This window comes from Pedobacter ginsengiterrae (genome assembly GCF_039537385.1).
GTDB classification, from domain to species: Bacteria; Bacteroidota; Bacteroidia; order Sphingobacteriales; family Sphingobacteriaceae; genus Pedobacter; species Pedobacter ginsengiterrae.
Map to the genome: position 1 here is coordinate 1 of NZ_BAABAK010000008.1, position 26,552 is coordinate 26,552.

Annotated in this window: 25 protein-coding genes; 13 read left to right on the forward strand and 12 right to left on the reverse strand. The window is 35.8% G+C overall.

Going from position 1 to position 26,552, the window contains the following annotated elements:
• Positions 1 to 98 precede the first annotated feature (98 nt).
• Both ABD692_RS07740 and ABD692_RS07745 read right to left on the reverse strand, forming a co-directional pair.
• Entirely contained in the window at positions 99 to 428 is a 330-nt protein-coding gene (locus ABD692_RS07740) for a helix-turn-helix domain-containing protein (RefSeq protein WP_344766077.1), read from the reverse strand.
• Positions 429 to 516: 88 nt separating this feature from the next.
• Entirely contained in the window at positions 517 to 1,527 is a 1,011-nt protein-coding gene (locus ABD692_RS07745; protein ID WP_344766078.1) for a hypothetical protein, read from the reverse strand.
• Positions 1,528 to 1,980: 453 nt separating this feature from the next.
• On the opposite strand from ABD692_RS07745, the gene ABD692_RS07750 reads away from it, so the two are divergent.
• From ABD692_RS07750 to ABD692_RS07775, 6 genes are all read left to right on the forward strand, one after another.
• Positions 1,981 to 4,260, forward strand: a complete 2,280-nt coding sequence (locus tag ABD692_RS07750; RefSeq protein ID WP_344766079.1) for a Piwi domain-containing protein — start codon at positions 1,981 to 1,983, stop codon at positions 4,258 to 4,260.
• Positions 4,248 to 5,111 (forward strand): hypothetical protein, encoded by an 864-nt coding sequence (locus ABD692_RS07755; RefSeq protein ID WP_344766080.1) that lies wholly within the window; start codon positions 4,248 to 4,250, stop codon positions 5,109 to 5,111. The genes ABD692_RS07750 and ABD692_RS07755 overlap by 13 nt, the downstream gene beginning before the upstream one ends.
• On the forward strand, positions 5,108 to 5,641 hold the full coding sequence (locus ABD692_RS07760; protein ID WP_344766081.1) for a hypothetical protein: 534 nt from the start codon (positions 5,108 to 5,110) through the stop codon (positions 5,639 to 5,641). Before ABD692_RS07755 ends, ABD692_RS07760 begins: the two co-directional genes overlap by 4 nt.
• 877 nt (positions 5,642 to 6,518) lie before the next feature.
• Positions 6,519 to 6,848 (forward strand): hypothetical protein, encoded by a 330-nt coding sequence (locus ABD692_RS07765; RefSeq protein ID WP_344766082.1) that lies wholly within the window; start codon positions 6,519 to 6,521, stop codon positions 6,846 to 6,848.
• 26 nt (positions 6,849 to 6,874) lie between these two features.
• Positions 6,875 to 7,924 (forward strand): ATP-binding protein, encoded by a 1,050-nt coding sequence (locus ABD692_RS07770; protein ID WP_344766083.1) that lies wholly within the window; start codon positions 6,875 to 6,877, stop codon positions 7,922 to 7,924.
• Between the two features lie 137 nt (positions 7,925 to 8,061).
• Complete coding sequence (locus ABD692_RS07775; protein ID WP_344766084.1) at positions 8,062 to 8,376, forward strand: hypothetical protein; 315 nt, start codon at positions 8,062 to 8,064, stop codon at positions 8,374 to 8,376.
• Between the two features lie 272 nt (positions 8,377 to 8,648).
• Here the strand turns inward: ABD692_RS07775 and ABD692_RS07780 are convergent, their stop codons facing one another.
• Positions 8,649 to 9,479, reverse strand: a complete 831-nt coding sequence (locus ABD692_RS07780) for a hypothetical protein (protein WP_344766085.1) — start codon at positions 9,477 to 9,479, stop codon at positions 8,649 to 8,651.
• A 181-nt stretch (positions 9,480 to 9,660) separates the two neighbouring features.
• On the opposite strand from ABD692_RS07780, the gene ABD692_RS07785 reads away from it, so the two are divergent.
• Positions 9,661 to 11,685: a tetratricopeptide repeat protein gene (locus tag ABD692_RS07785; RefSeq protein WP_344766086.1), complete on the forward strand. Its 2,025-nt coding sequence runs from the start codon at positions 9,661 to 9,663 to the stop codon at positions 11,683 to 11,685.
• A gap of 234 nt (positions 11,686 to 11,919) precedes the next feature.
• Here the strand turns inward: ABD692_RS07785 and ABD692_RS07790 are convergent, their stop codons facing one another.
• A complete protein-coding gene (locus ABD692_RS07790) occupies positions 11,920 to 12,756 on the reverse strand; it encodes a DUF2971 domain-containing protein (protein WP_344766087.1) in 837 nt (278 codons plus the stop codon).
• Positions 12,753 to 13,757, reverse strand: a complete 1,005-nt coding sequence (locus ABD692_RS07795; RefSeq protein ID WP_344766088.1) for a PD-(D/E)XK nuclease family protein — start codon at positions 13,755 to 13,757, stop codon at positions 12,753 to 12,755. Before ABD692_RS07795 ends, ABD692_RS07790 begins: the two co-directional genes overlap by 4 nt.
• A gap of 150 nt (positions 13,758 to 13,907) precedes the next feature.
• Here ABD692_RS07795 and ABD692_RS07800 point away from each other — a divergent pair, with 150 nt between their 5' ends.
• Both ABD692_RS07800 and ABD692_RS07805 read left to right on the forward strand, forming a co-directional pair.
• Entirely contained in the window at positions 13,908 to 16,124 is a 2,217-nt protein-coding gene (locus tag ABD692_RS07800; RefSeq protein WP_344766089.1) for a CHAT domain-containing protein, read from the forward strand.
• A gap of 57 nt (positions 16,125 to 16,181) precedes the next feature.
• Positions 16,182 to 16,880, forward strand: coding sequence for a hypothetical protein (locus ABD692_RS07805; protein ID WP_344766090.1), 699 nt, complete (start codon positions 16,182 to 16,184; stop codon positions 16,878 to 16,880).
• 76 nt (positions 16,881 to 16,956) lie between these two features.
• On the opposite strand, the gene ABD692_RS07810 is transcribed toward ABD692_RS07805, so the two are convergent.
• The 5 genes from ABD692_RS07810 to ABD692_RS07830 all read right to left on the reverse strand — a co-directional run bounded on the left by ABD692_RS07810 (position 16,957) and on the right by ABD692_RS07830 (position 21,808).
• Positions 16,957 to 17,304 (reverse strand): hypothetical protein, encoded by a 348-nt coding sequence (locus ABD692_RS07810; RefSeq protein WP_344766091.1) that lies wholly within the window; start codon positions 17,302 to 17,304, stop codon positions 16,957 to 16,959.
• Between the two features lie 400 nt (positions 17,305 to 17,704).
• On the reverse strand, positions 17,705 to 19,147 hold the full coding sequence (locus ABD692_RS07815) for a P-loop NTPase fold protein (protein ID WP_344766092.1): 1,443 nt from the start codon (positions 19,145 to 19,147) through the stop codon (positions 17,705 to 17,707).
• Positions 19,148 to 19,964: 817 nt separating this feature from the next.
• Positions 19,965 to 20,915, reverse strand: a complete 951-nt coding sequence (locus tag ABD692_RS07820) for a toll/interleukin-1 receptor domain-containing protein (protein WP_344766093.1) — start codon at positions 20,913 to 20,915, stop codon at positions 19,965 to 19,967.
• Positions 20,916 to 20,942: 27 nt separating this feature from the next.
• Positions 20,943 to 21,449, reverse strand: a complete 507-nt coding sequence (locus ABD692_RS07825) for a hypothetical protein (protein ID WP_344766094.1) — start codon at positions 21,447 to 21,449, stop codon at positions 20,943 to 20,945.
• Entirely contained in the window at positions 21,449 to 21,808 is a 360-nt protein-coding gene (locus ABD692_RS07830) for a hypothetical protein (RefSeq protein WP_344766095.1), read from the reverse strand. The genes ABD692_RS07825 and ABD692_RS07830 overlap by 1 nt, the downstream gene beginning before the upstream one ends.
• Positions 21,809 to 22,769: 961 nt before the next feature.
• Between ABD692_RS07830 and ABD692_RS07835 the strand changes: the two genes are divergently transcribed.
• Both ABD692_RS07835 and ABD692_RS20930 read left to right on the forward strand, forming a co-directional pair.
• Positions 22,770 to 23,015, forward strand: a complete 246-nt coding sequence (locus tag ABD692_RS07835; RefSeq protein ID WP_344766096.1) for a hypothetical protein — start codon at positions 22,770 to 22,772, stop codon at positions 23,013 to 23,015.
• A complete protein-coding gene (locus tag ABD692_RS20930) occupies positions 23,009 to 23,284 on the forward strand; it encodes a hypothetical protein (RefSeq protein WP_425567328.1) in 276 nt (91 codons plus the stop codon). The genes ABD692_RS07835 and ABD692_RS20930 overlap by 7 nt, the downstream gene beginning before the upstream one ends.
• Before the next feature lie 146 nt (positions 23,285 to 23,430).
• Here ABD692_RS20930 and ABD692_RS07840 read toward each other — a convergent pair whose 3' ends face one another.
• Positions 23,431 to 24,423: an IS110 family transposase gene (locus ABD692_RS07840; protein ID WP_344766097.1), complete on the reverse strand. Its 993-nt coding sequence runs from the start codon at positions 24,421 to 24,423 to the stop codon at positions 23,431 to 23,433.
• A gap of 442 nt (positions 24,424 to 24,865) precedes the next feature.
• On the opposite strand from ABD692_RS07840, the gene ABD692_RS07845 reads away from it, so the two are divergent.
• On the forward strand, positions 24,866 to 25,759 hold the full coding sequence (locus ABD692_RS07845; RefSeq protein ID WP_344766098.1) for an alpha/beta hydrolase family protein: 894 nt from the start codon (positions 24,866 to 24,868) through the stop codon (positions 25,757 to 25,759).
• A gap of 213 nt (positions 25,760 to 25,972) precedes the next feature.
• Here ABD692_RS07845 and ABD692_RS20935 read toward each other — a convergent pair whose 3' ends face one another.
• The gene (locus tag ABD692_RS20935) at positions 25,973 to 26,182 is read right to left on the reverse strand and encodes a GxxExxY protein (protein ID WP_425567329.1); all 210 of its coding nucleotides are present in this window, start codon (positions 26,180 to 26,182) and stop codon (positions 25,973 to 25,975) included.
• 125 nt (positions 26,183 to 26,307) lie between these two features.
• Between ABD692_RS20935 and ABD692_RS07850 the strand changes: the two genes are divergently transcribed.
• A partial coding sequence (locus ABD692_RS07850) for a transposase (protein ID WP_344766099.1) occupies positions 26,308 to 26,552 on the forward strand: 245 nt, incomplete at its 3' end.

Below are 26,552 nucleotides of genomic sequence, written 5' to 3' on the forward strand. Positions count from 1 at the left end.
AATAACAATTGTAAAGAATACTTAGTATTAACAGCTCCCAACTGTAAAGACTTTTCCGGACGAGACATACATATCTGCTTGGCTATAGGGATATGTAGTTATGTTGGTTGTGGGATATCCTTAGTTAGAGAATGGATTTCTTCTACGGTTTTCTTTCTTCCTGATCTTACCCATTCGGATAGTTCCACCGTGGAGAAATAAAGTCTTTTGCCCCGCTTGTTCACTGGGATTTCCTTCCGGCTCACTTTGCTGTAAAGCGTGGGTACGGACAGGCTGAGAAATCCGGAAGCTTGTCTGATGGTCAATAAATCGTCTCGGGGACTCTGGGAATTTTGCGAACTGTTTTCCAGCAATAGGTCTTTAATACAATCTACCTTTTCGTGCAGTGTACTAATGGCCTGCGGTAGTTCTTCAAATGTGTACTTCATAAGCGGTATCTTTTGTTTTGATACCGCAATGTTAGCAGCTTGTTTTGTAAGGTTACAACACGTTAAACCGTATCCTTACCGTTTCCTACTAATATTTGCTGTTTTTTTTGTTTCGGACCGTTGGAACGAGAAAAGGCACTTTGTCTTTCATCCTTACCTCTAAAATTGGTGATTTGCAGACCTTGGTATCGGAGGATATAATCGCACTTAGCCAGCCCTCCGAGTATTCGTTTACTTTATCTCCATTGCTATATAAGAAGTGTTTTAGGATCCATTTCTCAAGTTCCGCTTTATTGCATCCAACAATCAGGTTTGCTTCATAAAGCTGCTTAAAAGCATCGGCAAGCTTATTACTGTTTCCGTTGAAGATCAGCTGGTTTGCAGGTTGTTCGTCCGCTTTTATTAAGGCTCCAAGCTGACTGAAATGTTCCTCTGAAAAATAAGTCCTTAGGATTTGCAAAAAGTCATCTATATACTGATGATTGAATTTCGGCCGACCCGCATCGGGATTATATGGGATTTTTGGGGATAGCTCTGCCGTAGCATCTTCAACTTGGTCAGGGCTTTTCTGTTTGGCCATCCATTCCTCGAACGTTTCATGGGGATTTAGAATTTCATCAACTTCGCTGATCAGCTCACTTAAGAACTTGTCCCTGATCTTCAAAGTGTCGTGCAGACTTTCCACAAACTCATCACCTATATAAATATCCTTGTAGTCTGATTGCAGGTTGTTAACGATAAACAAGTAATCGAGTTGAATCGAAAATATGAAGTTGCTGGGATAGTCGGCTCTAAGCTCACCGTAATGTTGGTGGAAATTTGTCCATATTAGTTTAAACCGTTCCTTTAATTTTTTGAGCTGTTCAAGTTCTCTTTTTAAACTGATGTCATTAAGTGAGAGCAGGTCAATTAAAGCTATGTCTTTTAATACCCTCATTTCACTCTTATAAGTAAAAGAATCATAATAATGTGTTTCGTGGGCAAGGCTATAAGCTTGTTTTTCTACATCTTCTTTTATTGGGTTTTTCAATTCGGACTTGGTGATGATGCGAAGGTTGAAAGTCTGTAAACGGGTTAAAAAAATGGCTAGATTTCGCATAAATTGATCGTGTTTAGTGCTAATTTCTAAATATATTGATAATTTAGACCATTATGTAAACTTAATATTATCAGGAATTAAGCAATATTTATAACAAACGAATCAGGCTAGTTCTTTTATTTGTAGAACAACCACCATGTAAGTCTGAATTTTACGTTGCAATGTCGTATATGTCGGAGGAACTTGATTCTTCGTCACTTTTGGTAAAAAAAAAAGATAAAGTCTCTAAAGTTATATCCCTAGCTACGAATATTTACTCATATTACTGAAATCATTTATAAAAGTCTGTGTTAACCCTTCACCAAAAATGAAGAAGAACCCACTTTATTGAACTACACAGTAAAATAGCTCCTGAGTCTAATAGAATATTATATTAGTTTCTTGTGCATAAAGTTTTTTGGGGAAAGACTTAAAATCAAGTATTTTTGGGTTTAACCAAATCATAAATTAACGATGCAACTCAATTTTTTCCCGATATCATTTGATTTTGAAAAATTTCAGATTTCAAAAACTACCTATTCTGACGAAGCGTTACAAGAACTTAGAAGAAACCATAATCGAACGCATTCCTTTTTCCGCAACGGGGATGATATTTATATCTCTAACTCCGGAGACGACAGCACTATAGACATAGGAGAAAATGTAACAAGAGATGTGTTTACCGACCATACAATTACGTCCTCATTAATTAAACATATTTTTTTCAGGACTTTTAAACAGCGGTTCGTATCCTTTACGCCAGTTGACTTTTATCCATTCAGGTTTTTCTCTAGCAAAAACACTGATGATTTAATCCACGACCTACTACCGGAGAATCTGCAAGGGAAAATTGCATATAAAAAACTCATCGAAGTTCAGTTGAGGCTTGCCATTATAAATGGGCAAAAACAATTCGGTTTCGTAATCAACATAAAAAGGAACTGGATTTTTAACAAAAGTTGTGCAGACTTATTAGCGGAAGGATATGACTTGACAGGTATAGAAGTATTGCATTGTGAAATCATGCCAGGGATGGGTAACATCCTTGCTCCTAGTGAAGAATTTATTGGAACGCTCTCTGAAATCCATGGCGAGTCAGCAAAAGTTAAAACCAATGAAGGTGAGGTACTTTTTCCGCTAAATGAACTGTTTATAAGAAAAACAAAATTTAACATTGCCAACTACCTAGATTTTGCCACCAGCCCCGAAGGCTCTTTACGTGTCCTGAATGCAATCGAAAGTAAACGAAGTGAGATATACAACACAAAAAATTTGTATGCAGAAATTAACAGCACTGCCAAACATTTGTTTACGGGCCGGTTAGATGGTTCAAAGATTCTTTTTGAGAATAGCGATGGTTTCTGTTTTACGGTACAAGAAGTGCCCATAACGATCAGCAACACTTTTGCTTTAAAAACTCCGACTTTTATTTTTGATCCGGCAGGTACAAAGACAAATAGTACAAGTCCAGACATGGGCTTGACCAACTTTGGCCCATACGACAGCATTAGTTTTGATACCAAGTCACCAACAGTTTTATGTATTTGCCATAGAGAAAACAGAGGATATTTTACTGATTTTTTAGCCAGTCTCAAGGATGGCATTAGTACTTCCAACTTTTTTAAGAAAGGCCTGCTTAAAAAATATGAACTTACAGAACTCAATTACAATATCAATCAGTTAACTACTTTCAATCTTGAAGAATACTTAAGAATTATCAGAGAGTGGGATGAAGCTAAACCCGATTTAGCCATCATTGAAATTCCGATAGAGTTTAAACGCCTTGCCGACAGTGACAATCCTTATTATAAATTGAAAGCCAAACTGCTCTCACTGGAAATCCCGGTGCAGTATGTACTTACACATAACGTAAAAACTTATAACGAATATATTCTAAACTCAATTGCCTTACAGATCTATGCAAAATTGGGTGGTACGCCTTGGGTACTACCTTCTCAAAAATCAGTTGATCGGGAAATCATCATTGGTATTGGCCATAGTTGGATGAGAAAAAACCAGTTCAAAGGCGCAGAGCAATCCAAAGTAGTCGGAATCACTACTTTTCTTTCCAGTGATGGCCAATATCTTTTGGGCGACAAAGTAAAGGATGTTCCGTTCGAAAAATATTTTGATGAACTATTGTCAAGCCTTAGCTATTCTTTCAACCGTTTAGAAAAAGAACAAGGTTGGTCTGAGGGCGACACTGTTCGCTTGATCTTTCATATATTTAAACCAATAAAGAACACTGAGTTTGACGTCATCAGTCAATTCATCAAAAACAACACCAAGTACAAAATAAAATTCGCCTTTGTTACGATAAGCAAATCCCACCCACATCTGCTATTCGAACCAAGCCAGCCGGGCCTTTCCGGTAAAGGGGCATACATTCCAAATAGGGCTAGCAACGTCTTTTTAGATTCTGAAACCTGTGTGGTTCAAATGTTCGGTCCAAAAGAACTTAAAACAGCAAGGCAAGGAATGAGTACACCGGTTCAAATTAAGATTAGAACACCACAAGGCAACTATAACAATAATGAATTGGACGACCTGCTTTACTATGATTTGGCCTATATCGTTCAGCAAATATTTTCCTTTACCTACCTTTCATGGCGGAATTTCTTGCCCGGGGAACAGCCGGCGACAATGCTGTATTCCAACTTGATATCCAAGCTATTGAGTAAGATGCGAAATGTTAGCGGATGGGATGCGGATCATTTGAATTACAGTCTAAAACGAAAAAAATGGTTTCTTTAGAAAATCGCTCACTCTACCTACAATCCATAGCTGGGAATAGTGTTTTAACTGCGTTTAGCAACCTATTGTCTCATCAGCAGATTGATTCTCCCCAAGATCTAAATGAAATTGACAAAATATATTATGGGATTATTGAAGCAATTTCAACAGATTCAGTTAATGTCTTTGATATCCACTACCAGGCAATCAGTAGGCGTAAACCTACAAGAGATTCAATTTCTCCTTTTGTCCACAATGATTATTTGATCTTTTCGATTATTGTTGGTGTTATCAAATTCAGCTATGACAAAAACTGGATTGAAAAAATTATTGATATCAGAACGAGGAATAACACAACCATAACATTTGAAAACATTATCAAAGAAGACTACTACAGCAAAAGTAATATTGCCGCAGTGATTATATCATTTTTAAACCTGACTAAAAAAACAGCTGTTTCAAAGCCGTTACAAGATGAGGCTTACATGGAAATAACCAAGGAATCAGCAATTTTTGAACAGGGAAATGATTTTATTGCACTATGTTTTATCAACACGTACAATTCAATTATTCTATCCAGAGAAATGGTAGATACTGATCACTATGATGCATTATTAGAGTTTGAAACGAAATTTGCCAAACGAACCAATATTATTGCAGGAATACTTTATAATCTATTACTCTTGTTTTTGATTTACGGAATCTATAAAACATTAAATCTTTTCCCACAAATCAAACAGAGTTTTTCAGACGCAATTGGAATCATCGGGCTAATCGGACTAACCATTTCCAATTTTATCACGGGTATCAAACCTGCTTTTGAAAAGATAATTCAAAAATTACTGGGTTATTCTTCTACTGACAAACCATGATCGAACTACTAGAAAAAGGAATAGCGCTAGCTAACCACTATGGGATTTCAGTATTGTTGATCCTCAGCACTATATTCTTGGTGCGCATTATTCTTGCCGCTCAAGGGAAATGGTCTGAGCGAGAAAAATACTATTTTGAAATATTAAAAAATCTTGGAAACTGGAGAGATTCGTTAAGCGATAGAAAGGACTATTTTCAGCATCCCGGTTCGGTGTATGATGAAACATATCCCAAGAGTACATACTACAAAAAAGAAGGAGAAAAGGCCGCAGACGCACTAAGTGCAATCCGAGAACAGATGAGCGTTGCCAGGGTTTTTCTATCAAAAAAATCCATTGCTATTTTAGAGGAATTGATCAACGAGCATTGGTACATTAGCGAACACGGTGCAATGAATGCCGCAGATTATTTAGATTCTACACATGATATTGTAGACAAAGCGTATCGTTCAATACTTACAGACGCTTCTAGAGATTTAAAACGTAGCCGGTATTTAAACATTGTAAAACAGGCATTATCAAAAGATTAGTCCCATAATCCTTATCTTGTCAAACGCCTTATGCCCGTTAGGGCCGCCCGAAAATTTCAGGCACCAGTATATCAAAATCTTATCTATGAGCTACAATCTTAAGGAGAAGTCAAAACCTGCACTTACCAAGAAAAATTGCTTCATGGCACAATCGGTCAGACCTTCTGTAATGACAGTTGTGGAAACAGCTTTAATCGCCAAAAACGGGCTGCGAAAAAATTGGGATCATGAAAATATTCCCGAAATATTTCGATTTATATAACACAACTATGAACGACTAAAATTATATAGCCCTCCAAAAGAAAAGGACACGTACTCTTGGAGAAAAGATAATTTAGGAATACTTAAAGCAGGATTTAATCCCGAATTCTTCACCAGTATTTTTGTTGATCGTAATTCAATTTGGTACTATGTGTTCGAATATAGTTTTATTGTCGGTGATCGTCAACTTCAGGTCTGATGGTTACCAGACCAGGCAAAATATAAACGGTATAAATCAGAAACTTAGCATGTAGTCCTCAAACAAAATCATAGCTGAAGCTTGGCAAGTTTGGATGTAAAAAAACACGACAAGGGAAATGTAACTATCATTCTTTATTCTACAAGCTCTACAAATGTATTTTCACCAAAGTCCATGCCTTCTATACTCAAATTAAGCTGCACGTTTATAGGATGGGTAGCACTAAAGTCTTTCAATGGAATCAATCATAGATAGCCATGAGGCTGGTTTTAAAACGATACAACTCCTGGGATCGAAATTTGAAAAGCTAGAAAAAATCAAGAATAACGTTGATTTTGGGCTCGTTTCCCTATGCGAACCCCTGTCAAATACTATCATATTGAATTCTTACCTTTATATAAATCAAACGCAATTACAATGACCGAAGAAAAATTAGAAAGGCTTGAAAAAGTATTAGCAAAGATAGAGAGCCATAGTAAAGATGAAAGATACTTCAACGAATTAGAGGATTTGAGGGAAGAAGAATACCGATTAGAAGGTGGTAAGACCGCTGTATATGTAATGGGAAATTACAGGCATAATTTAGAGCAGACCGGATGGAAACAGGCTGAAGGATATAAGAACGTAAAGCGGAGAAGACCAGTAAAAGGAGCACCTTCCGAGTATTCGGACTATATCCGAAATTTTAAGCACGATGTGCAAGACGAATTATTTCGTGTTAAGACATTCCTAAATAGTCAGAAATAAATTGCCTATATCTCCCTATCAATAAAATGAACGATAAATTATTTGAAACACTAACAAGAAGCCCCGAGAGTAGCATACTTGATTTTAAAGAGAGATGCTTTGATTTTGCCGGAAACAAGGAACATGAAGATGCTAAACTTGTAAAAGATATTCTCAGTTTCTCCAATACGATAAGAGAAGAATCTGCTTATATAATCTTCGGCATAGCTGAAAATCAGGGAAAAATTGAACTAACAGGTATTACTGGTTTTCCGGATGATGCCATTTTACAACAAAAGGTCAAAGATAAAATCTTCCCTCGTCCCAAATTCACATCATATTCTTATGTTTATCAAGGTCTTACTTTTGGTGTTATCGAAATCCCTGTTCATGCCCATACTGAGCCTCTGTCATCTTCCATAAAGATGAAGGGTGTAGAAATTGGCAAAATCTATTTGAGACAAGGCTCTTCTAGTTCGGATGCCACCGGCAGAGAAGTAATTGAAATTTCAAAATGGTTTGAATCATTACAAATAAAGCTCTCAAGTAATAACATACTAACCAGTCAACTAGCTGATGCCATTTTGGTGCTTTCCGACAGAAATCAAGCACTTTCAATTGGTCTTTCCTTATGTATTGGTCTGGCTATTAAATTAAATAACCCTGATTTTGAACGTTTCTGCTACTTGGAATTAACTGGATATACCGAAGACTTTGATCAGTATGGTAGTTTTGCTGATCATCGTATAATGGATGTTGTTGCAACCCCATTATCTATTCAGCTAAACCCCAATTTTTCCTTAAGTGGTGACGCTCTATTAAAGCACATGCTTACTAAGGAACATTTTTCGGAAGAAAGGTTTTTCTTCAACAAGTCAATTAATGAGGTGGAAGGAGCAATATCCTTTTTGAGAGAGAAAAACGACAAAGCACTGGCAGCATATGAAATAGATGATAAATTAATGTATCCTGAGAGCGATAGAATAAATGGAAAAGTTACTTTGTATATGGGATTGAGCATGTTTAATAATATGTATGAAAGAATTCGAAAGATTGCTTTAAAAAATCTACTAGATATGCAACGTTCTCAATCTTAGTTCTATAGAAATTCTTAAGAAACCAAGCGAGTATTTATTTCAAATCAATTTCAAAGATAAACTTAAGGGGGTCGGTATAAAACTCCCTGTTTTTCAAAATCCAATCTATTGATTATTGCATCTAAAAACAGGTGCCTATGATCAAAATCAATCCCGAAAAAAGAAACATTACGCCAGAAAAAGCGATAAGAATACTCAAAAGATACGACCAAAAAATGAGTCTCGCAGAAGCCAGGTTAATGTTGGATTTCATGTATAATTTCGCTATATTATCACTAAATCAAGTACTTAAAGATGATAGAATTATGAACAAACAACAATTTGGCTTGCTTCGCGTCCCGGACCGAAGAACCCATAAACTCGAACTCAAAAGGAACATTACGGATGACAAAATCGACAACCGAAAAGTTGCCTTTCTTTACGTCAGGGTAAGTACTCAAAGATACGGTTAAATCAAAAAACTTCATACAGCACTTGAAGTATTTGTGCTACATCCCAATGAATTTGGAACCGATGCCAGAGTCTTTTGGAGATATTGTAAGAAATAGAAAGATTTATTAAAAACAATGTAGTAAAAATAGTAAGTACTTGATTTTACAAGAATACCCGTTCGGTGATCCGAATGGGTATTTTCTAGCAGCTGGTTTAGCAGCCTCAGGTGTAAATCTGCTGCAGCACAAATAAAATAGATGAAAGATGTCAAGTCCTTAATTTACTTGTCGTTTCAACTGGTCAAGCCTTCTACATAGTCAACATGAAACAAAAAGTGTTTTTTTAATTCTTTAATACCATTGGCCTGGTACCTTGACTTCAATAATTTCGAAAAATGCGTTCTCATTTCCGCCTTGGAAAACTTCACCTTTAAAATGGGGTTCTTTCTTGCGCGGTCGATCAGTTCCTGCACTCGTTTTCTCCTAAAATCTTTATTCTCATGCCGTTTCAGGAAAAGATTACAGGCCTGATCAAAAACTTCCTCTGACGACTTGCAGATAAAGGGAACTGGAAGTCCTGGATTCGCTGAATTTAGTGCTTCAATTGCTTCATTAAAATCATTTGTATTCAAGAGAACATCGAAGTATTCGTAAAAACCGACTTCAACTGCAGAATTGCTAACTTCACGGGTCGGTCCAACAAAAGCATAAAATGGGCTTTTTTTGGTAGGTTCAATTGCGTTGATAATATACGCTCCAAAACATGTAGCTAAGGAAACAAAAAGCTGATTTTGAAGTGGCTTGTTGATCAGAACAAAATATTGATAAAGCTCTGCCCAGGTTAAAATTTCGCCACTGTTGAACACAAGCCCTTCCTTACAACCATGCACCTCGAAATGGAGATACGGTCGTTCTAAACCATAGTTAACCTTTTCAATGATTTCGGAAAGGCAACTATGAAAGGCTGCTTTGTTTTCGAGTTTAAAAAAGTTCGCTTGGAATCCATTCATCTGATCCACCTTTCTCTTTATTAAATCATTGAATAACGTCTCTCCAGTTTGCAACTCTGTCTTTCTCAGGGACTGCAGAACATATATCGAGTTAAAAAAAATTAGTTCTTTCACGGTTTTTATCCTTTAAATGAAGGTAAATCAAATATAACTTATTAGAAGGCAATACTAATTCGCTCATTATCCACATTGAGAAAATTAAACCATCGTAGATTTATATACTAGTGATATTTATTGAAATCAGCGAAGTATTCTCTAGTTATTTAAAAGTAAATTCGTAGAAACAATTATAACTATGAGTTCAGAATTAAAGTTCAAAGAAAACTTTACAAGACTACTAAAGGAAGCGAAAAATAAAAATGAATTTGAGTTTATTAATGTTCTGTTAGGTTATAATGGAATGGGTTCATTAATGTCCTTAACCCACTTTTATGAGAGTGAAAGTCTTTTCAAGGATTTATCTTCCATATTAACCGGTGATTATACCAACAAAAATAACATTAGGATTGGTTTGTTTTTGTACTGCCACTTCTTTGAGATGGATGAATTGTATAGAATATTGGGAAACTTGTTGAGAATAGCGAATAACCTAAGGTTCAAACCTTTTCTTTTTGAGGACTTGAGTAAAGATGATCCGACACCGACTGAAAAAATAAATGAATTGAAGGCAATGTCCGTCACAGCTGGTTATACTGATCTGACAGATTGTTTTGATGAACTATACAGCAATAAGCTCAGGAATTCATTTTTCCACTCCAATTATTCCATCGATGAAAACGAGTACATCAATATTTCAAATAGGCACAAGATCAAACTCAATGGACAAACATATCATTCCCTAAATGTCGAAACCGAACTTTACCCTCTTGTGACTGCCTGCGTTAACATTGCAAACTACTTTTTTGATGAAATCAGCAAATCGAAAATGAGTTATACCTTGAATAAAATTGTAATTGGAACGCTATCTACGCCAGAGCCGATAATAATATTGGGCGATCCAAAAATAGGTCTGCTCGGTTGGGAGAGTTCAAGCGGTAGCTCAATTAAAATAACCGACTTTAACGGAACTCCATTTTTAGCGGCAATGAACATTCATATAAGTAAAGGCAAAGCTAAATCTGAAAATGAGAAAAAGCTTGATCAACTTATCGAGAAAGATAAATACATCAAAAACGACCCTGAACTGCTAAAACTTGAACAGGAAATTTTGACAAAGAACAATTCAAACACCATTAAATTGCTCGCAATCCCATATTATAACTGGGCTAACAATACAAGAGTTTCAGCAAATTCGGCTAAAAACCCATTTGAAAAAAAAGCTTTATTAAACAGTGCAATTTTGAGATATCAAAAATCCATTGAATATGACCCTGATTTTATTCAATCACTGCATAATATAGCACTTACAGAATTGGAAATCAGTGAACTGAACAGCGATACCCTCAGCCATTTAACAATGCTTGAAAAATTTGAGGGGCTCTTTCCCTTTGCAACGGAATTTCCCGGTACTTTTTTCAACGCTGGACATTTTGCCCAATTGGCTGGAGAGGATGCTACTGATAATAGCCAAGCGAAAGCACTATTTTTGAAAGCCGCTGATTACTATCAGCAAAATTTAAATATGGAATCCGACTCGTGCAAAACAATGTACCGAATCGCTACAAGTTTTTGGAGGGCAGCCGAAAAAGGCGGATTGGATGTTGATGAATTGATTTCTTCAGCGCAAACAAATTTCCAACTGGCAATTGATTGTGATACCAGCAACTTCAAATATCTTCTACAATTTGCCATTTTTTTAGAATTCAAAGCAACCCTCCAAAAGAAAAATGCCCTTGAATCGGTTACCCTTGCACTTACCCTACTGGAAAAAGCTGATGGTATTTCCCCTGAAAACCCGGAGCTGCATTTTAGAATGGGAATCGAAAATCTACTACAGGCCCAGTATATTGATCAGAAGGAAGAAAGGGAAGCTTTCCTTCAATCCGCACTTTCAAATTATGAGAAATCCCTTTCCATCTTACCAGGCCAGACTAAAGTCCTGAACAATTTAGGATTGACCTACATAAGACAGGCGCAACTTACTTATAATGAAACAAGTATTAGCCTATTTAAAACAGGAATTGATTTAATGGATCAAATTATTAATATAGATCCGAAAAAGTATGAATCCTACTATAATAAAGTCCAAGCTTATATTGGCCTGTATGAAACAACAAATGAAAAAGAATACCTTGATAAAGCCAAAAAACTACTCGATTACGTAGAAGAGAATTACCCAGGACGAAATCAAGAATTAATAAATGCCGTGAAAAGCTTTTAATAGAACACACCGACGACTAATTTTCATGCCAAAACAAAAGAATTTTATATATAATTGAAGTACTTGATTTATCAAATACCTACTCAGATCGGGTAGGTATTTTTGCTTTTGAACATATCTAAAGTTAACGGGTCACCTCAATTTTGCAAGGAGAATAACTTTAAACAATTCATTCATACTACTAATGATCGAACATCAAAGCAATTTCCATCTCTTGGATAGTTAAGAGATGTCTTATAAAGTATAATTATCGATTGTAATGTTCTCGCCATTTATGACAGCCTTTTTTAATGGTACATGAGACAACTCTTCTGGGATAATCGAAATTAATTTTTCAATCTCGTCTGCTGTCATTTTAGCACCTATAATTATTTCTTTATAAGCTTCTGCCGGAATCGTTTTTTTTCTGTCGGATTCTAGAAGCGTACCACCGTTTGACAAAAGCGTCCGATACTCCTTTTCAAATTCCCAGTTCTTGAGTTTGCCATATATCTGTCTTTGCATTTGTACTTCAAATGGCATTTTATAGAGAGGTAAAATCTCTGGAAGTTCATCATGGTATTCGACTAAACCTGCGCCCGTACCAATCCCTTTTAACATAAAATTTGGCTCAAATCCTACACAAAAACCTGTGTGATTTTCCGCATATTTTTCCCAAAGTTGAAAAAGATTATTATATGGCGTTAGGGATAACACTCCAATCCTTTTATCAAACTCTTCGAAATCTTCTTGCTGTTTTTTTGCAACAAACTCGTCATCTCTCAGAGCATTATTATTTGCATTAAAAATTGCAAACTCCATTCTATCTTCAATAGTTGCATTATCAGGTAATCTTTTTATTGAGTCTTCATAGTAGTAGTTTTGCATATCTTCGTAAGTCAACAAATCCCATCTAGTTGGCACTTTACAATCGTATTTATCTTCAAACCCACTCGGGCTTGAAAAATATACTTCTCTTAGAAGAAGTATCGACTGGTGGTTTTCCTTCGAAATATACCTGTACTTATAAAGAGTTTCAGGAAAGTCAATATCATCAAAGTTGATCAGTTTACGTTCAACATCGTAACTCATAAATTTAGGCTTGGTACGTTCCAACTTATATGTTTGTTCGCTTTCATGATATTTTTTACCATTTCAAAAGCACTCATAAACCATTTTTCTATATCAAGTTCCATGTTTTCTGAACTGATGAAGTCGGACAAGGATTTAATCACGTCCAAATATTCTTCGTTATGAAAAACCCATTCAGGTGTGACTATACCATTGAACTTGCTAAACTCTGTACATCGTTTATCTACCCAAATCCAAACTACTAATTTTGGCGTATTTGCGAAATCAAAACCGGCACCTATTTCACTATATCCTTCGCCAAAAAGCGGTTGTTTTACTATTACTTGCCTGTTGTGTTGAGTTAATTGCTTTGAGTTGTTTATATTCCCTAACTTTCCAAAAGTTTCTGTAAATCGCGGTTTAATCTTATCAAGATAACTATTCATTTTTAGGAGAACAGGGTTAATACTCTGCAATGCTAGTATTTCTTGTATTGTAAAATCTGTTGAGTTTCCCATCTGGTGATTTTCTAAAAATTCTAAAAACTGTTTAATAAGGTCTCTATTTTTCCACTTCTGCAAAAAGTTAGAAATATTACACCATCTAAACTGGATAAAATCGTTTGATTTGATGTGTATCTTATCTTCATGAAATTTGGTGCAATATCTTAGATATTTTTGCTCGTAAACATCAAGTTCATCGAGTACATCTGAATAATTAATCAATTGATTGTTGCCTTCTTCTGAATGAACTTTGTTTTCAAGAAAACATATTTGATTTTCATTCCTCAGCACGACATCAACCTTGCAAAAATGTCGCCCTCTTTTTTCGAATACAAATGTTTCCTGAGAAGATGCAATGAAATTTTCACCTTTGATTCTTAATATATCGCTAACAAATAGTGCCATGATATCTCTATTTGCATTGAGAATATGTACTAAAATTTCTGTTGTAAAATCTTCTAACGGTGTCCTGATGTCTTGAGATTTATAGAGTTTGAGAAGCGAGTTAAAAATATTCATTTTGATAAAGGGGTGGGATAAATGTAAATAAATATTCACAACTATAAACTGTCCGACCAAATAATTAAAGACATGTTAATTTCCCTTAAATTTATAATGTGTTAAATCTTACTTAACTTGTGTTACAAGCTCCCCATCTATTAAGCTCTTATGAATAACAAAAAGAAAACAACAAAAAACCAAAACGCCGTAGTATCTATAAGTCAAATACAATATACTTTCATTTCAACTCATACAGCATATAAACCAAATGAATATTTCGATACTGCATTTCGTTTATTAAAAGAATTTCCGAAAGATCTTTTACAACTTAGAGACTCAGCTGATTTCTTTGAGTTCTGCTATCAGCTGGGCATAAGGAAGGGAATCAACCTTTATATGTTGCCATGTAATTTTTTTACTGGTCAGGACGATGAAAATTATAAGATTTTTGAATCCTATTCTGGCATGTTCAATAAAGATCTGGTCAAGGTGTTTCTTATCGATAAAGATATCGACAACCATGAGAAGATCGCTGCAATTCTTAATAGATACAAATTTGGCTATTATGTATTTGTTGGCAATCCTGGGGCTAAGAATGAGAGTTTTTACAATCGTTCAAAATCCTTTGTTAACGGTCATGAGTTAATTGACTTAATACAAGCAGATTTAGCCTTAATTAATGAAGAGATTAAAAGAGTTTATTCTATAGAGATAGATTCATTTAATCTGGCTAGAAATCCAAATGCCGATCAGATGAATCCTTACTATCCCTCATTATATGCCAAGACTAATTATTATATCTTAAATCAGATTTTGGGAAATTTTTGGTTAAAAAGACCAGATGAGCCAAAGAGGGAGGATATCGAACTCTATAGTAAAAAGAGGGCTACCTTGCAATTAGATCAAAGCAAGGTAATTGACTGCCTTCATCAATCCATACACATTAAGCAAAATATCACTCCCATAGAGCCATACCTACCTCCAATGGTTGTCATTGCACCATTTCATTTCCCGAGATATGGGAAGATACTAAAAAAAGTATTTGAAACGAAAAAAGAGAAAATGTTGCTGAGAGTTTCGCAGACAGAACAGCTTCCAGATTATACTTACGAAATAGATGAAGAAGTAAGGAAACATCTCAAGGATCAAGAAATCGGTTTGGTGTTATCTGTGCTTACAAAAAGATTACTCTTGCTAGACGACTTAGGCTTCTTACATGCTCAGTTCCATTATTCTCCAGTATATCGATTACCAATTGCAGGCAAGTCCTTAAATATGGATCTTTCCCATTTCCAAAGGTCATTTCCAAACAAAAAAAGTGCTATAAAGAAAATAGGTATAATTGGTGACTTGTTGAGGGAACAACTCGTTTCCAAACAACTCCAGGGCATGCTTATGGAAAGAAATGGACAACTAGTTTTTATCAGCGATCTTCCTATGGAGTGGCTTAAAATTGGCAACTACCCATTGAGTCTTACTCATGACATCTGCAGAATACCCGAGTTCAATTTTAGTAGCCTGATTAATAATTATATTCATAGCCAAAGGCTCAATTTTCGCATTCAACAAGATATATTAAAACGAACATTGATCATTCATTGTGCGAGTGATGACGAGGAGGATATGCATCAAATATTCGAAATATACGAAGCTTTGCAAGCATCTTTGGGGTACACGAGTATCATTTGTACAACTATTGAAGAAGTAAGCGATGCGGTAAAGAAATATAAGCCTGATCTTTTAATCTTTGATTGCCATGGTGATTTTGATGAAAAAGACCTTTCCAGTTATCTGGTTATCGACGACGAAAACGACATTCTCCTAACCGGTGATGATATCATCAAACATCAGATCAGTGCACCATTGGTGTTCATATCTGCCTGTAGCACAATGCCAAACTATGGCTATGTGAAATTTCTATCTGATGCTTTTTTCCAAGCAGGAGCATTTGCAGTTACTGCAACTTTTCTTCCAATAAAAATGGGCGATGCTGCGGTATTGCTAATCAGATTACTAAACGGTTTGAAACTGCAGGAGACGAAGACAATATTCTCCAACTGGCTAGCATTTGTTTCGCATACCTTGAGGAGTACTTTAATATTTGAAACGATTCGGACTGAGCGGAAAAAAAACAATTTGAAGAAAGATATAGAAGACCAAAGAATTGCGGAAATACTATTAGATCTAATGGTCTTCTCAAAAAGAAAAGATGCTTTTGAGAACCTGCAGGCCTATCTCAAGACCATCAATCCAACTATAGATACTTTGTTTGAGAACCTTGATCATGAATGGCTTTCTTATACAACTATTGGTCGCGCAGATCTTATCTATTTCCAGAATTGGCTTCATGAGCACCAGCAGGAGAATTTTGGAGAGAGTTTATAGATTTACTTTCGTGGATTAAAAAAACTAATTGTACTGAAAAACATAATATCTATAGGTATGACAGATAAAGGAATTCAAACAGTAATAGACCATTGTAATAGACCCAATAAAAAAACAATTATCATCCCGCAGCCAATAGGTTTTAATGTTGATTATGGATTGGTCTGGACGGATATTGACCATTACAATTTGGGTGATGTTTCACCTTACAAATTTTACTTGATAAAGGACAAAAGCTTTAAATGTATAGGTGCTGTACTTGATATGAAAACCGATTTACATTGGTACATTACCCCAAAGAGCAGGAAAAAAGGATTTTTAACAAATGCTTTAAAAGATGTAATCTTGCCCCATATTTCAAAGTCGAGAAAAGAGCAGCGCATTACCATAAACAAAAATGACATTGGTAAAGTAAATTTTGAAGCATCCCTTAACACGGCCAAGGGCGCTGGGTTCAGATTTAAAACAGATATTGGCGACTATGTAGAATGCATACAAAAATTAGCAAAGCATAAGAAAAAATCTATTAATACCTCTTTTCAGGGAATGGATTTTGAAAGAATGGGAGAATTACGAAAAAAGATGAATGCTATTGTAGGCAGTCTTTGGCATATCCAGGCAGAATTAGAAATGAAACTTGGCCAGTCAAATTATACGAGATACCTAATCAGAACCATAAACGAGCTGCAGAATTATAGGATTTATAAGATGGACGATGCACTCCATGACTTTATTGAAGAAAAAGATAAGTTGTAAGAAGTTGCATTTTTATCCTCATATAGTTGACTTAGCTTATTTAAAAGGTTATAACTAATTTAACCTTCAAAAAAAACTAGATGCGCTTGATCAAATTTATGATATCAAGTCCTGAGGCAATTGCAGGTCTCATAATGAATCGTTTGAACTGCCCCATAGCTAAGCCATATGCCAGGCAATTTTCTTTGGTTAACTTATCTATTGGATTTTTGACCACTATTTCAAAATCAATAATCTCTCGACCCTCTGGGACAAAAATCTCTCCATCTTTAATTTCAAGATTTAATGGTAGCTCAAATTCAGTCAGGAATTCCTTATTATGGAGTATCCTATTACGAAGATTGATCATTTCACAAAGCTTTTTGAAAGGTTCGCAGTCTTCGTTCATCACAAACTTTCCATCTGAAATTAGATGCGGTGTCATTAAAAGTTTGTTAACAATTAGATTGTTAAGGCTTTTTTCGTACTCAACGGAATTGTCCAGTCGAAAAACTTCGTTCAGTCGTTAAAAATTCTGACATACATTCCGATGAATTTGGAAGCCATGCCAGAATCTTTTGGTAATATTCTAAAAAACCGGCAGGTTTAGTAGCAAAAATCTAAGAAAAATAAAGAATTAATAGTTTTAATTTAAGTGCTTGATTGAACGGCAAAAACACAGAGCATATGTTTTCATATCGAAAGGGAAGCGAGTTGTGTTTTTGCCAATTTTATTTGGTTGTTTGTTCACGGCAGCTACTAGTCAAACAAAAAATGGCATTCGGATACCACCAATGACTGTAAACCGCAATGAGCCCCTGACTACTAAATTTGGCCACTGCATTCTACAATAAATAAGGTTGCATCTTTTTAATTGCTTCCATCGTTAATACAATAATTTGCCGCTCATTGGCATTTTCTTTTGGTATTTTCATCGCCAACCGATCTTGGCGATCTATTCTACTAAATGTCACTGAAAATTTTTCCCCAGATATGTTAATGGATTTTGTAGCTCCATTATTTGCTTCATCGTTCGATTCTTCAACTAGATAAAACTCAAGAGGAATGATGGACAGATCTGAATTTAGAGCACCTTTATCAATGCCCCCATTTTTAACGATTTTATCTGCATTTAATGTATTCTCTAATAACCCTTGTAGAGCGTGAGATAATCCAGCTGGTATTATCTGATTAAGCAGCATTGCCAAATTAAAAATCGAAAACTGATCAATGAAGTCATTGAAAGCCGCTACATGTTCATCGTTTCTAATTAAAAGGGGATGGACGCCTTGGTACTTGATAAGTTCCCTTAGTGATAGCGCTCCTGATTTAATCATTGCGCATAAAATATAATTGTAGTATCTAGCGACAGAAGCGGATTTGTTTTCATAAATATGAAATTCTTTAGCCGAATCAAGATATCTAAATTTGATGCCGGATACGATCTCAAGTATCTGAGTATACAATTCTCGGTCAGGATCAAAGTTAAATGGAGATTTTGAACATAATTTAGATATATAAGCGTTGTAGTTATTTAGGATTCCATATCTATGGAAAAACATTGATCTGAAGTTTTCATTGTCCCCCACAAAAATGATTTTGTCAAAGCCGAATTTATTTGTTTGTGTATCGATGTCAATATGGGAACTAAATATGGATATGATACGGAATAAATGGTCAGGATCTATTCTATCCATGTCATCGACTATAAGTACGTTTTTAGTTTTCCCCTCTTTTGTCAGCAGCAATAGCTTTTCTTGAATTACCGAAGTTATGTAGTCATTATAAGCGTACTTTTTATACTTTTTTATGGTATTAAGGAAAGTCTGCACAGATAGCAATGGATTGCTCAATGCGGCATAGTCACTCTGATTTTTTACAAGACTCTTCTCCATTACTTCCGCAACTTCTACCACAGATTTACCGGTGTCACTAAATAAATTGATCATTTTCCCCAACGCCTGATCGATGCTTTGGGATATGGAGTAAACATATTTAGTAAGTTTATCTATATCTGGTTCACTAAACGCTTTTTTATTGATCAGCTCAAGAATAATGTCATATTTCAGAATCTCAAAAATGTCTGAGTTATCATGCAAGACATAGTTTACCGGAAAGATTCTGAATACATTATATTGATTTCTAGTCTCAAAATATGTTTTTAGGAATGTAGTCTTTCCACTTCCAAAAGGACCTGAAAAGAGAATTTGACTGTTACTGGGATCTTCAAGACAATTTTCAAATTTAGACTCCAGGTTTTTATAAACGAGAGGTTCTTTTAATTTCATTTTCAGTTAATTTAATTTTTTGAATTGATCATCTGTATTTGAATTTAAAAAAAATTCAACAGGGGAAATATTCATGTAATAGCCTTATTTTAGGCTTACAAGATAGCTAAGTTCCGTTGAAGAAATCAAATTTTGGTTATTTGAAATACCATTGTTGAATTCGTAATTTCTCTTACACATGCTTACGTCCTTTGTAAACAATATGTGAATTTGCGATGGTGTATATTTCAACTAAACTGGTCAGTCCGTTTTGGGTCAAACTGTACGTGAATTTGATTGCCCGGCAACTGCCTAAAGTATCCCTTTCCCTTTGAACGCATAGGATCACCAGTCTCAAATTTCTTCTCTCTTGCGAGCCCTCACTTTAACTCAGTCCAGCAGGATATCCGATCCTTTTCTCAAAACTAGCAAAGCATAGCACCAGGAAAACACAGCTGAACACCTCCAAAAAGACGCCCTAAAGCGCTCAAATCCCACCCAATAGACCAAACGTCATATCAGAAACAATTTAACACCTGGGCCTTTATTTTGGACTGAACTTAAAAAATTAAAAGGAGTTACTTACAGAGAGAAGCCTGATCTTTTGATCAGCGCGTACAGTTTGGCCCGTAACAGATCGTCACTTTGCAGCGAAACAGGGGTCAGCTTAAATGCGGAACGGACGTACACTTTTGCCAAAATACCCAATCATTGACGAGAATGGCTCCAAGGAGCTTAAAATATTGTTATAATCAAAAATCACACGTAGGCAATAAGACTATTTTGGCTTCTAATTTCAACTTGCTATTACTTGGGGCCGACTGTTAACAATCATATTTTATTCCTTTTTGGCCAATGAAGAAACCGTGTCGATGAGTTTTTCCACAAATTTAGGGTCGAAATTATTTGCATCAAGTTTCTGAAACGCAGAATCTTTATCAATATTCCAGTTTTGAAAAATGTCTTTTATTTCTTCGGGTGAATTGATCCGGTCACTAAAAGCTTGTAGATAAAACTTTCCAAACGAAATTGCATGAGTCCTATCAGCATTCCTAAGTGCTTCGTTCATATGGGTTTTTCCTAAATCAAATGCATACTTTGAACAGGCAATTAGTAGCCCTACGATAATTATACTTTTTAAGATAATCAAAACATATAACCAATAGTTTTCAGCTTTAATTTGTTCAAGGTCTTTGAGGCCACAGAGTGCGAAAATAATACCACAAGCCAAAGTCAGGAAACCAATAACATACCAAATATTGGCGATGACAGAGTTCTTGCTTTCCCTTTTCTTTAATTCAGAAAGTGCAAAATCTATGTAATCACCCGCCGTGCTTTCGATCTTTTCCCTTTGAATATTTTCCTTTTCTTCAACGGCCTCTTTTCTTCCATAAGAACTTGAAATCGACTGATCGATCAACAGCACTGACGTTTCGAAATTATCATCAGTCAATCGAACACAGTACAAATCCTGCAAAATGTTAGGAATGTTTATTCCCTGTTCGATTACTGGGATCAAAAACTTTTTATTGTCACTTTCATCCACGAAAGCGCGTGCTGCACCGATCTCACTTAATACATAATTAGATTTTAAGCTATTCTCTGTAATATAAACAAGTGCACCGTCAGCTGCCTTTAACGCATTTAATAATGATTTCCTAAAATCGACTCCTACTTTCATCACCTCGGAATCCATAACTATTTCGTGTCCTAAACTGCGTAACGCATCTGTTAGCCTTCCTACTCGCTGGATATCAGCATGACTATAGGATATATATATTTTTGCCACTTTATTCTTTCTTAGATTACTGATATATCATTCAACTTCTGACAAGATAATTTTTTCTGTATCCAGTGAATAGATTACTTTTCTACTGATTGTCCCTTCTTTGAAATGAAAAAGATAATTTTCACCCATCAGTTCGATTTTTTGGCAATTCTTGATTCGAATAACAGGATAAATCTTAGAAAGTGTTTTTTCAATATCAGATAGTGCTGTATCTATGGTGGCTTTTTCTGGCTTTTTTATCAGGTAGATCGAAATTATCCCTAATATCATCAACCCTGCACCTAAATTTGAAAAACGTACTGCCCATTTTTTTGATTGGTCCAGATTGATTGCAGGAATAGCACGTCCTATCCCTAGAATTGAAAAGATTAGTGATAAAACGAACACCACTGGAGCGACTAAGTTAAGCAAGCTAAGGGTATAATCCTGAAAAACAAGAAAGGATATTAGTGCGGCCAAAATAGCCGAGGTGATCGAAATTATTGTCTTGTTAAAATCGATAACGGCCTGGTAGGCTTCTTTAATATTGGGCATCACATATCTTTTTCAGGAATGAAACAAAATTTCACTAGAATACGGGTGAGGGATTGCCAAATTTCCCATGAACTGATTGTGATCTCGTCATTAAACCTAAATCTTCTCAGGTCAACAATGTAGTCTAGAGCTTCAGGAATATTAGCAATTGCGGTTCTTTGATAATTACTAAAATCATCAAAATTCTGATTTCGCTTTTGCCAAAGCGGTGAAGGATCTTCACTAATATTTGCTATTAGTTCCGTAATAAAGTCGACTGCTTGGGGGCTGATTCTTACTGAAAAAACATTTCTTCTATACTCTTTCTGCCAGTCTTCGATTTCTTTTCTAACTTGGGATTCTATTGAGTAGCGTTCCATTGAATAAATTGTGTTTAAACTCCTAAATTAACAAAAAAAAAGAGATTTTTTGATCGCAATCTATCAGTAAGTACGTATTTCAGGGAAAATGGTCGCTCTTTCCATTTTCAAACTAGCGTGTGATTACGGATCAAAGTGACCGTTGTAGTTGTCCTAGCCGCTTTTTTAGACTTTAGCATTAAGGAACGATTCGTCGAATTAAGCGAAATTGGGAGCCTATGGGAAGCTCTCACTATTAAGGTTCCTTGTTAGTCCATTGGCCCTTCTGAGCTGCTTACATCACATTTTTTTGAATTTCGTAACTTGGGTTACCAAGAGAGTCTGAGTTTGGCCTATTTTGAGTTCCAGGACCGATAATTTGGTAAATAGCTGAATCTAGAAAGAATTTGGGGGAATTGTTGGTATTTGTTCAGAAGAAAAGAGCTAGTATTGTATTTACTCGGCAATCCATTTGGCGGCCACTTTGCACTGAAATGGAGGAGCTGCTATTAGTTAGTGAAATAGACATATCTATCAGATTAACACCAGTTAATAAAAAACCGGAGTAAAAACTTCTAAAAGTGATTACTACGGTCAAGTACCCAGTGCCGGAGTCGAACCGCCTAATAATTAGTAATCCAAATTACTTTTAATTTTTAAAGAGAATGATTATATTTACACTATAGCAATTGCAGCTAAAACGTATCAAAAAAATTGGTGAGCGATTAGGTGAGCAACAATCGAACACTGCATAAAATACTATTTAAATGCTGATTTTAGCACGAGGTGCAAATCCCAGCGGGATCACAGAAAGCCTTACAGAAATGTAAGGCTTTTTTGTTGTGGTGCGCCGGGCATGGCAATCGACTATAGGGTTAGAGTCCCGAGCACGCCTTGCAGTAGGAAGTGTTAGCTAGAGACAAGGGTGTCGTGGGTGACTGCGAATCTGAAGGAAGTCCGCGGCAAAAAACTAAAGGTTAACATGGAGAAAAGTAAGGTAAGCAGGCCAAGCGAAAGTAGTCTGCTTGGTTTCTCATTTTATGGTGGCAAAGAGGGATGGAAGATTCGCATCGCACCCAAATCCTTAAGTGCCATCAAAGAGAAAATAAGAATGCAAACCAAACGCAGCAAACCAATTCCATTACACCAACGGATATCAAATCTTAAGGAAATGATCACGGTTGGGTTAACTACTTCTCTATTTCAGATGCAAAGAGTTATATGGTAAAACTGGACGAGTTGATGAGAACCAGACTGCGGATGATTCTGTGGAAACAATGGAAAGGTGTAAAGTGCAGAGCGAGGAACCTAATGAAGATGGGCGTGATAAAATCACGGGCTTATCAGTTGGCAAATACCCGAAAGAGTTACTGCAGAACTTCAAACAGCCCCACACTACTCACGACACTTAACAAAAAGTTATTCATTGGCCTAGGATTAGATGGATTCGCTAATTATTACTATTGGAAAACGACACACCAAACGAAGTTATTCTAGCAAACCGCTGTATACCGAACGGTACGTACAGTGGTATTCTAGGTTTACCATATATCCAAATTTAATTTAAAATAAAATTTTTGAGGAGCATTAATATAGCTTGACCATTTGTGTTAGCCCTCTTATATCTTTATTTATTTACGTTATCAAGCAACAGTTCGAAAGTCTTTGGTGTATAATTCTCCTCTTTTAATTACAGCAAACATTCGGAGGATGAGCTTAAATTTAACATTATTCAAGACGATCTTATAGTGCTTATTTTCAATCTTTCGTTGGGCGTATGCTCTCAGCTCAGGGTCGTGGGTTACCGCAGACTTGGCAGCCTGGTTCAGTTCTTGTTTTAGTTCCTTGTTAGCTATGTAGCTAACCATTTTTTTACCCTTAATGCTTGTTCCAGAAGAATTGTCAAATGGAACGACGCCGACATATACTGCGTACTTTCTTGGATCTGTGAAACTAATAAAGTTTTCTGTGTATGCTATCGTCATTAATGCATTTATTGGACCGATTCCCTTGACACTGGTTAAAATGCGATAGCTTTTTGATAAAGAATCGCTGGATTTGATTAAATGATCTATTTCTTTTTCAATCTGGCTGATATGATTTGCATTAGCTCTTATTTTTAGATTTGCAATACGCACAACAGCATCTTTTGCCCCAGTTTCATAAATATGTTGACGCTCCTTTATTGTGGCGGATAAACCAGCGTTTTCTCTTACAAGTCTTTTTCGAAATGATAATAGTTGCTTAAGGGTCAGTATGTTTTGATCCAATGGTTTAGATGGTTTCAGCCGCGCTATTTTTTCTTCACCATATAATCCTATTCTGTAAGAATCAACTTTGTCATTTTTTCCACGCGTTATTCCCATAGATCTTTTGATTTCTAGCCCAGAAATCCTGCAGTAATGCAATGATACTGATTCGCAGAACTGGATGAAGCGATACTCATAACCTCCGGTGTGTTCCATGACAACCATTGTTTCGCTTAAGTGAATCTTATTTGTCCTACACCAAGTTTTGAATTTACTAAATCCTTTGCTGTCATTTTCTATTTTGATATGCAGACTGCGCTTAGCGCAACTAATGTCGAGTGTTAACTTCGAAACATCCACTCCCAAGATAAGATTGTAAGTTTTCATACGTTTACTTTTTAATACCGTAAAAAATTGCCTTTTGCCAATCACCTTTGATGGATCAAAGAAATTATTCTAGTTGGGCCTTGGGCAATATAAAAGACAGAGGACTATTACCACCGATAGAACTTTAATTCTAGTGTGAGAAAAAGTTCACCTCTGTCTTTTATGTAAACGTTATTCTTATATGTTTAACACCTCTTGCTTTCCTAATCCCTTTTTGATATCCTCAAAAGTTAATTACTGAACAAAGGTGTGAGAAGACAGCAGGGAAACTAATTCCCTGCTTCTTACTCGATTCGATTCCATTTTCTTTTCCAAACTTCTCGTTTGTCACATTTTCTGCTTGGTCTATCCCATTTATTCCTGCCATTATTCTACCTATGTTACCTTGCTTTACATTTAATAATAGTTATAACGCTTGATAAAAGCCCCTAAATTAATAGCAATGAAACCACACTTACTTATTCTACTCTTCTGCTTCAGTTCTAAATTATTTGGACAGAAATTACCCGATCCTACTCGTCGCCTAGATTTTACTATAGAAAATGTAAAGTTCGAGAGTGCGGGAGCTACTTTATCAGGAACAGTTTTTAAGCCTAAATACATACAATCGTCAGTTGTTATTGTGCATGGTTCTGGTCAGGAAAAAAGGATGGCAAATATGGCTTCGCTTTTGGCAAGTAACGGAATTGCTGTGCTAACTTATGATAAACGTGGCGTAGGAGAATCGGGTGGTGGTTATGCTGGGCCTGAAGTTGGAACCAATAATATTGATTCTTTAAACCTTAACCTTTTAGCATTAGATGCGAGCGCAGCATTAAATACGCTTGCTGCACATATCCCGACGCATGGCGGATCATTAGGATTAATGGGGTTTAGTCAGGCTGGTTGGGTAATTCCAATTGCTGCAACAATAAATCGTAATGTGAAGTTTATGGTCATTTTTAGCGGTCCAGTTGTTACCACCCTTGAGCAGTTGCGCTTTCAGTTTTATACACAGGGCAATACAAATTTTTGGGAAACTCATACGGAAGCTGATGCTCGTGAACACATAAATAACGACATTGATCGATATAAATTTACAAGTACTGATCCACGAACGGCACTCGGTAAGCTGTCTATTCCTGGGCTTTGGCTTTATGGAGGAAAAGATATACAGGTTCCAGTAAATTTATCAATAGAACGCCTTAATGTGCTTAAGGCAAAAAGTATGCCTTATGATTATCAGGTTTTTCAAGCATATGGGCATAATACAGCATCATCGAAATCAAATGAACCAATGAATGTTGCGATACAATGGATCAAAGGCTTGAGTAACCAAGCCAAAGTAAAAGATTAATATTACAATAATTTTAATCTTTTTTGTATCTATATAAATCGTCAGCAAATGTTTTTTGCCCATCGTTGAAGATGTTTGCACTATTGGAGTTAATAATTAATCCCTGAGCCACTTCTAATAATTTCATTTAGGTTATTATTTGTGCTTCCGCGATTAGTTCAATGTTTTTTGATGCTTTGATTTCAGCTGCAAGGCAATTTTTCAATTAGTAAATCACATCTTAATGTTTATGCACCCATAATGTCTATAGTGAATTGGCATAGCAATTTCTGTTGAAAAGTTGATATCTCTTAAGGTTAATTCGTGTTTCATGCATTTATGGTAAACACTTTCCAATAAACCTGGGCCAAGCGATTTGTATATTTCAATTGCAGCACCAATTACATTGTATGTGATTTCATGCAGGTAGGATTTTGTTATCACAACAAAGGGTTGAAATCTTTTTTTACCATATAGATATATTTCATATAGATTTTAATGGAGTTTCATCTATTCTGTCTTGTCCGGAATTAGGTTTACAATTTTGAGCACATAAAACTCAATAAAAGATGAAAATTGTAAAGCATTATTCGGACGATTTCAAACGCGAGGTTGTTCAACATTACCTAAGTTCTGATGACAGCATGCAAAAAACTGCTGATAAATTTAAATTAGCTGTTCATGCATCAGTTGGGCAATGGGTTAGTAAATTTGGTGGTGAATTCAGAACACCCGTTATGAACAAACCTCTAAAAAAGTCCAAAACCGAGACGCCTGATACTCACCAGGGCATGGCTAAACGTATTCAAGAATT

Excerpts from the sequence above, each read along its gene's own strand:
- ABD692_RS07740 (WP_344766077.1), bottom strand. The coding sequence starts at position 428 with ATGAAGTACACATTTGAAGAACTACCGCAGGCCATTAGTACACTGCAC.
- ABD692_RS07745 (WP_344766078.1), bottom strand. The coding sequence starts at position 1,527 with ATGCGAAATCTAGCCATTTTTTTAACCCGTTTACAGACTTTCAACCTT.
- ABD692_RS07750 (WP_344766079.1), top strand. The coding sequence starts at position 1,981 with ATGCAACTCAATTTTTTCCCGATATCATTTGATTTTGAAAAATTTCAG.
- ABD692_RS07755 (WP_344766080.1), top strand. The coding sequence starts at position 4,248 with ATGGTTTCTTTAGAAAATCGCTCACTCTACCTACAATCCATAGCTGGG.
- ABD692_RS07760 (WP_344766081.1), top strand. The coding sequence starts at position 5,108 with ATGATCGAACTACTAGAAAAAGGAATAGCGCTAGCTAACCACTATGGG.
- ABD692_RS07765 (WP_344766082.1), top strand. The coding sequence starts at position 6,519 with ATGACCGAAGAAAAATTAGAAAGGCTTGAAAAAGTATTAGCAAAGATA.
- ABD692_RS07770 (WP_344766083.1), top strand. The coding sequence starts at position 6,875 with ATGAACGATAAATTATTTGAAACACTAACAAGAAGCCCCGAGAGTAGC.
- ABD692_RS07775 (WP_344766084.1), top strand. The coding sequence starts at position 8,062 with ATGATCAAAATCAATCCCGAAAAAAGAAACATTACGCCAGAAAAAGCG.
- ABD692_RS07785 (WP_344766086.1), top strand. The coding sequence starts at position 9,661 with ATGAGTTCAGAATTAAAGTTCAAAGAAAACTTTACAAGACTACTAAAG.
- ABD692_RS07790 (WP_344766087.1), bottom strand. The coding sequence starts at position 12,756 with ATGAGTTACGATGTTGAACGTAAACTGATCAACTTTGATGATATTGAC.
- ABD692_RS07795 (WP_344766088.1), bottom strand. The coding sequence starts at position 13,757 with ATGAATATTTTTAACTCGCTTCTCAAACTCTATAAATCTCAAGACATC.
- ABD692_RS07800 (WP_344766089.1), top strand. The coding sequence starts at position 13,908 with ATGAATAACAAAAAGAAAACAACAAAAAACCAAAACGCCGTAGTATCT.
- ABD692_RS07805 (WP_344766090.1), top strand. The coding sequence starts at position 16,182 with ATGACAGATAAAGGAATTCAAACAGTAATAGACCATTGTAATAGACCC.
- ABD692_RS07810 (WP_344766091.1), bottom strand. The coding sequence starts at position 17,304 with ATGACACCGCATCTAATTTCAGATGGAAAGTTTGTGATGAACGAAGAC.
- ABD692_RS07815 (WP_344766092.1), bottom strand. The coding sequence starts at position 19,147 with ATGAAATTAAAAGAACCTCTCGTTTATAAAAACCTGGAGTCTAAATTT.
- ABD692_RS07825 (WP_344766094.1), bottom strand. The coding sequence starts at position 21,449 with ATGCCCAATATTAAAGAAGCCTACCAGGCCGTTATCGATTTTAACAAG.
- ABD692_RS07830 (WP_344766095.1), bottom strand. The coding sequence starts at position 21,808 with ATGGAACGCTACTCAATAGAATCCCAAGTTAGAAAAGAAATCGAAGAC.
- ABD692_RS07835 (WP_344766096.1), top strand. The coding sequence starts at position 22,770 with ATGGAGAAAAGTAAGGTAAGCAGGCCAAGCGAAAGTAGTCTGCTTGGT.
- ABD692_RS20930 (WP_425567328.1), top strand. The coding sequence starts at position 23,009 with ATGGTAAAACTGGACGAGTTGATGAGAACCAGACTGCGGATGATTCTG.
- ABD692_RS07840 (WP_344766097.1), bottom strand. The coding sequence starts at position 24,423 with ATGAAAACTTACAATCTTATCTTGGGAGTGGATGTTTCGAAGTTAACA.
- ABD692_RS07845 (WP_344766098.1), top strand. The coding sequence starts at position 24,866 with ATGAAACCACACTTACTTATTCTACTCTTCTGCTTCAGTTCTAAATTA.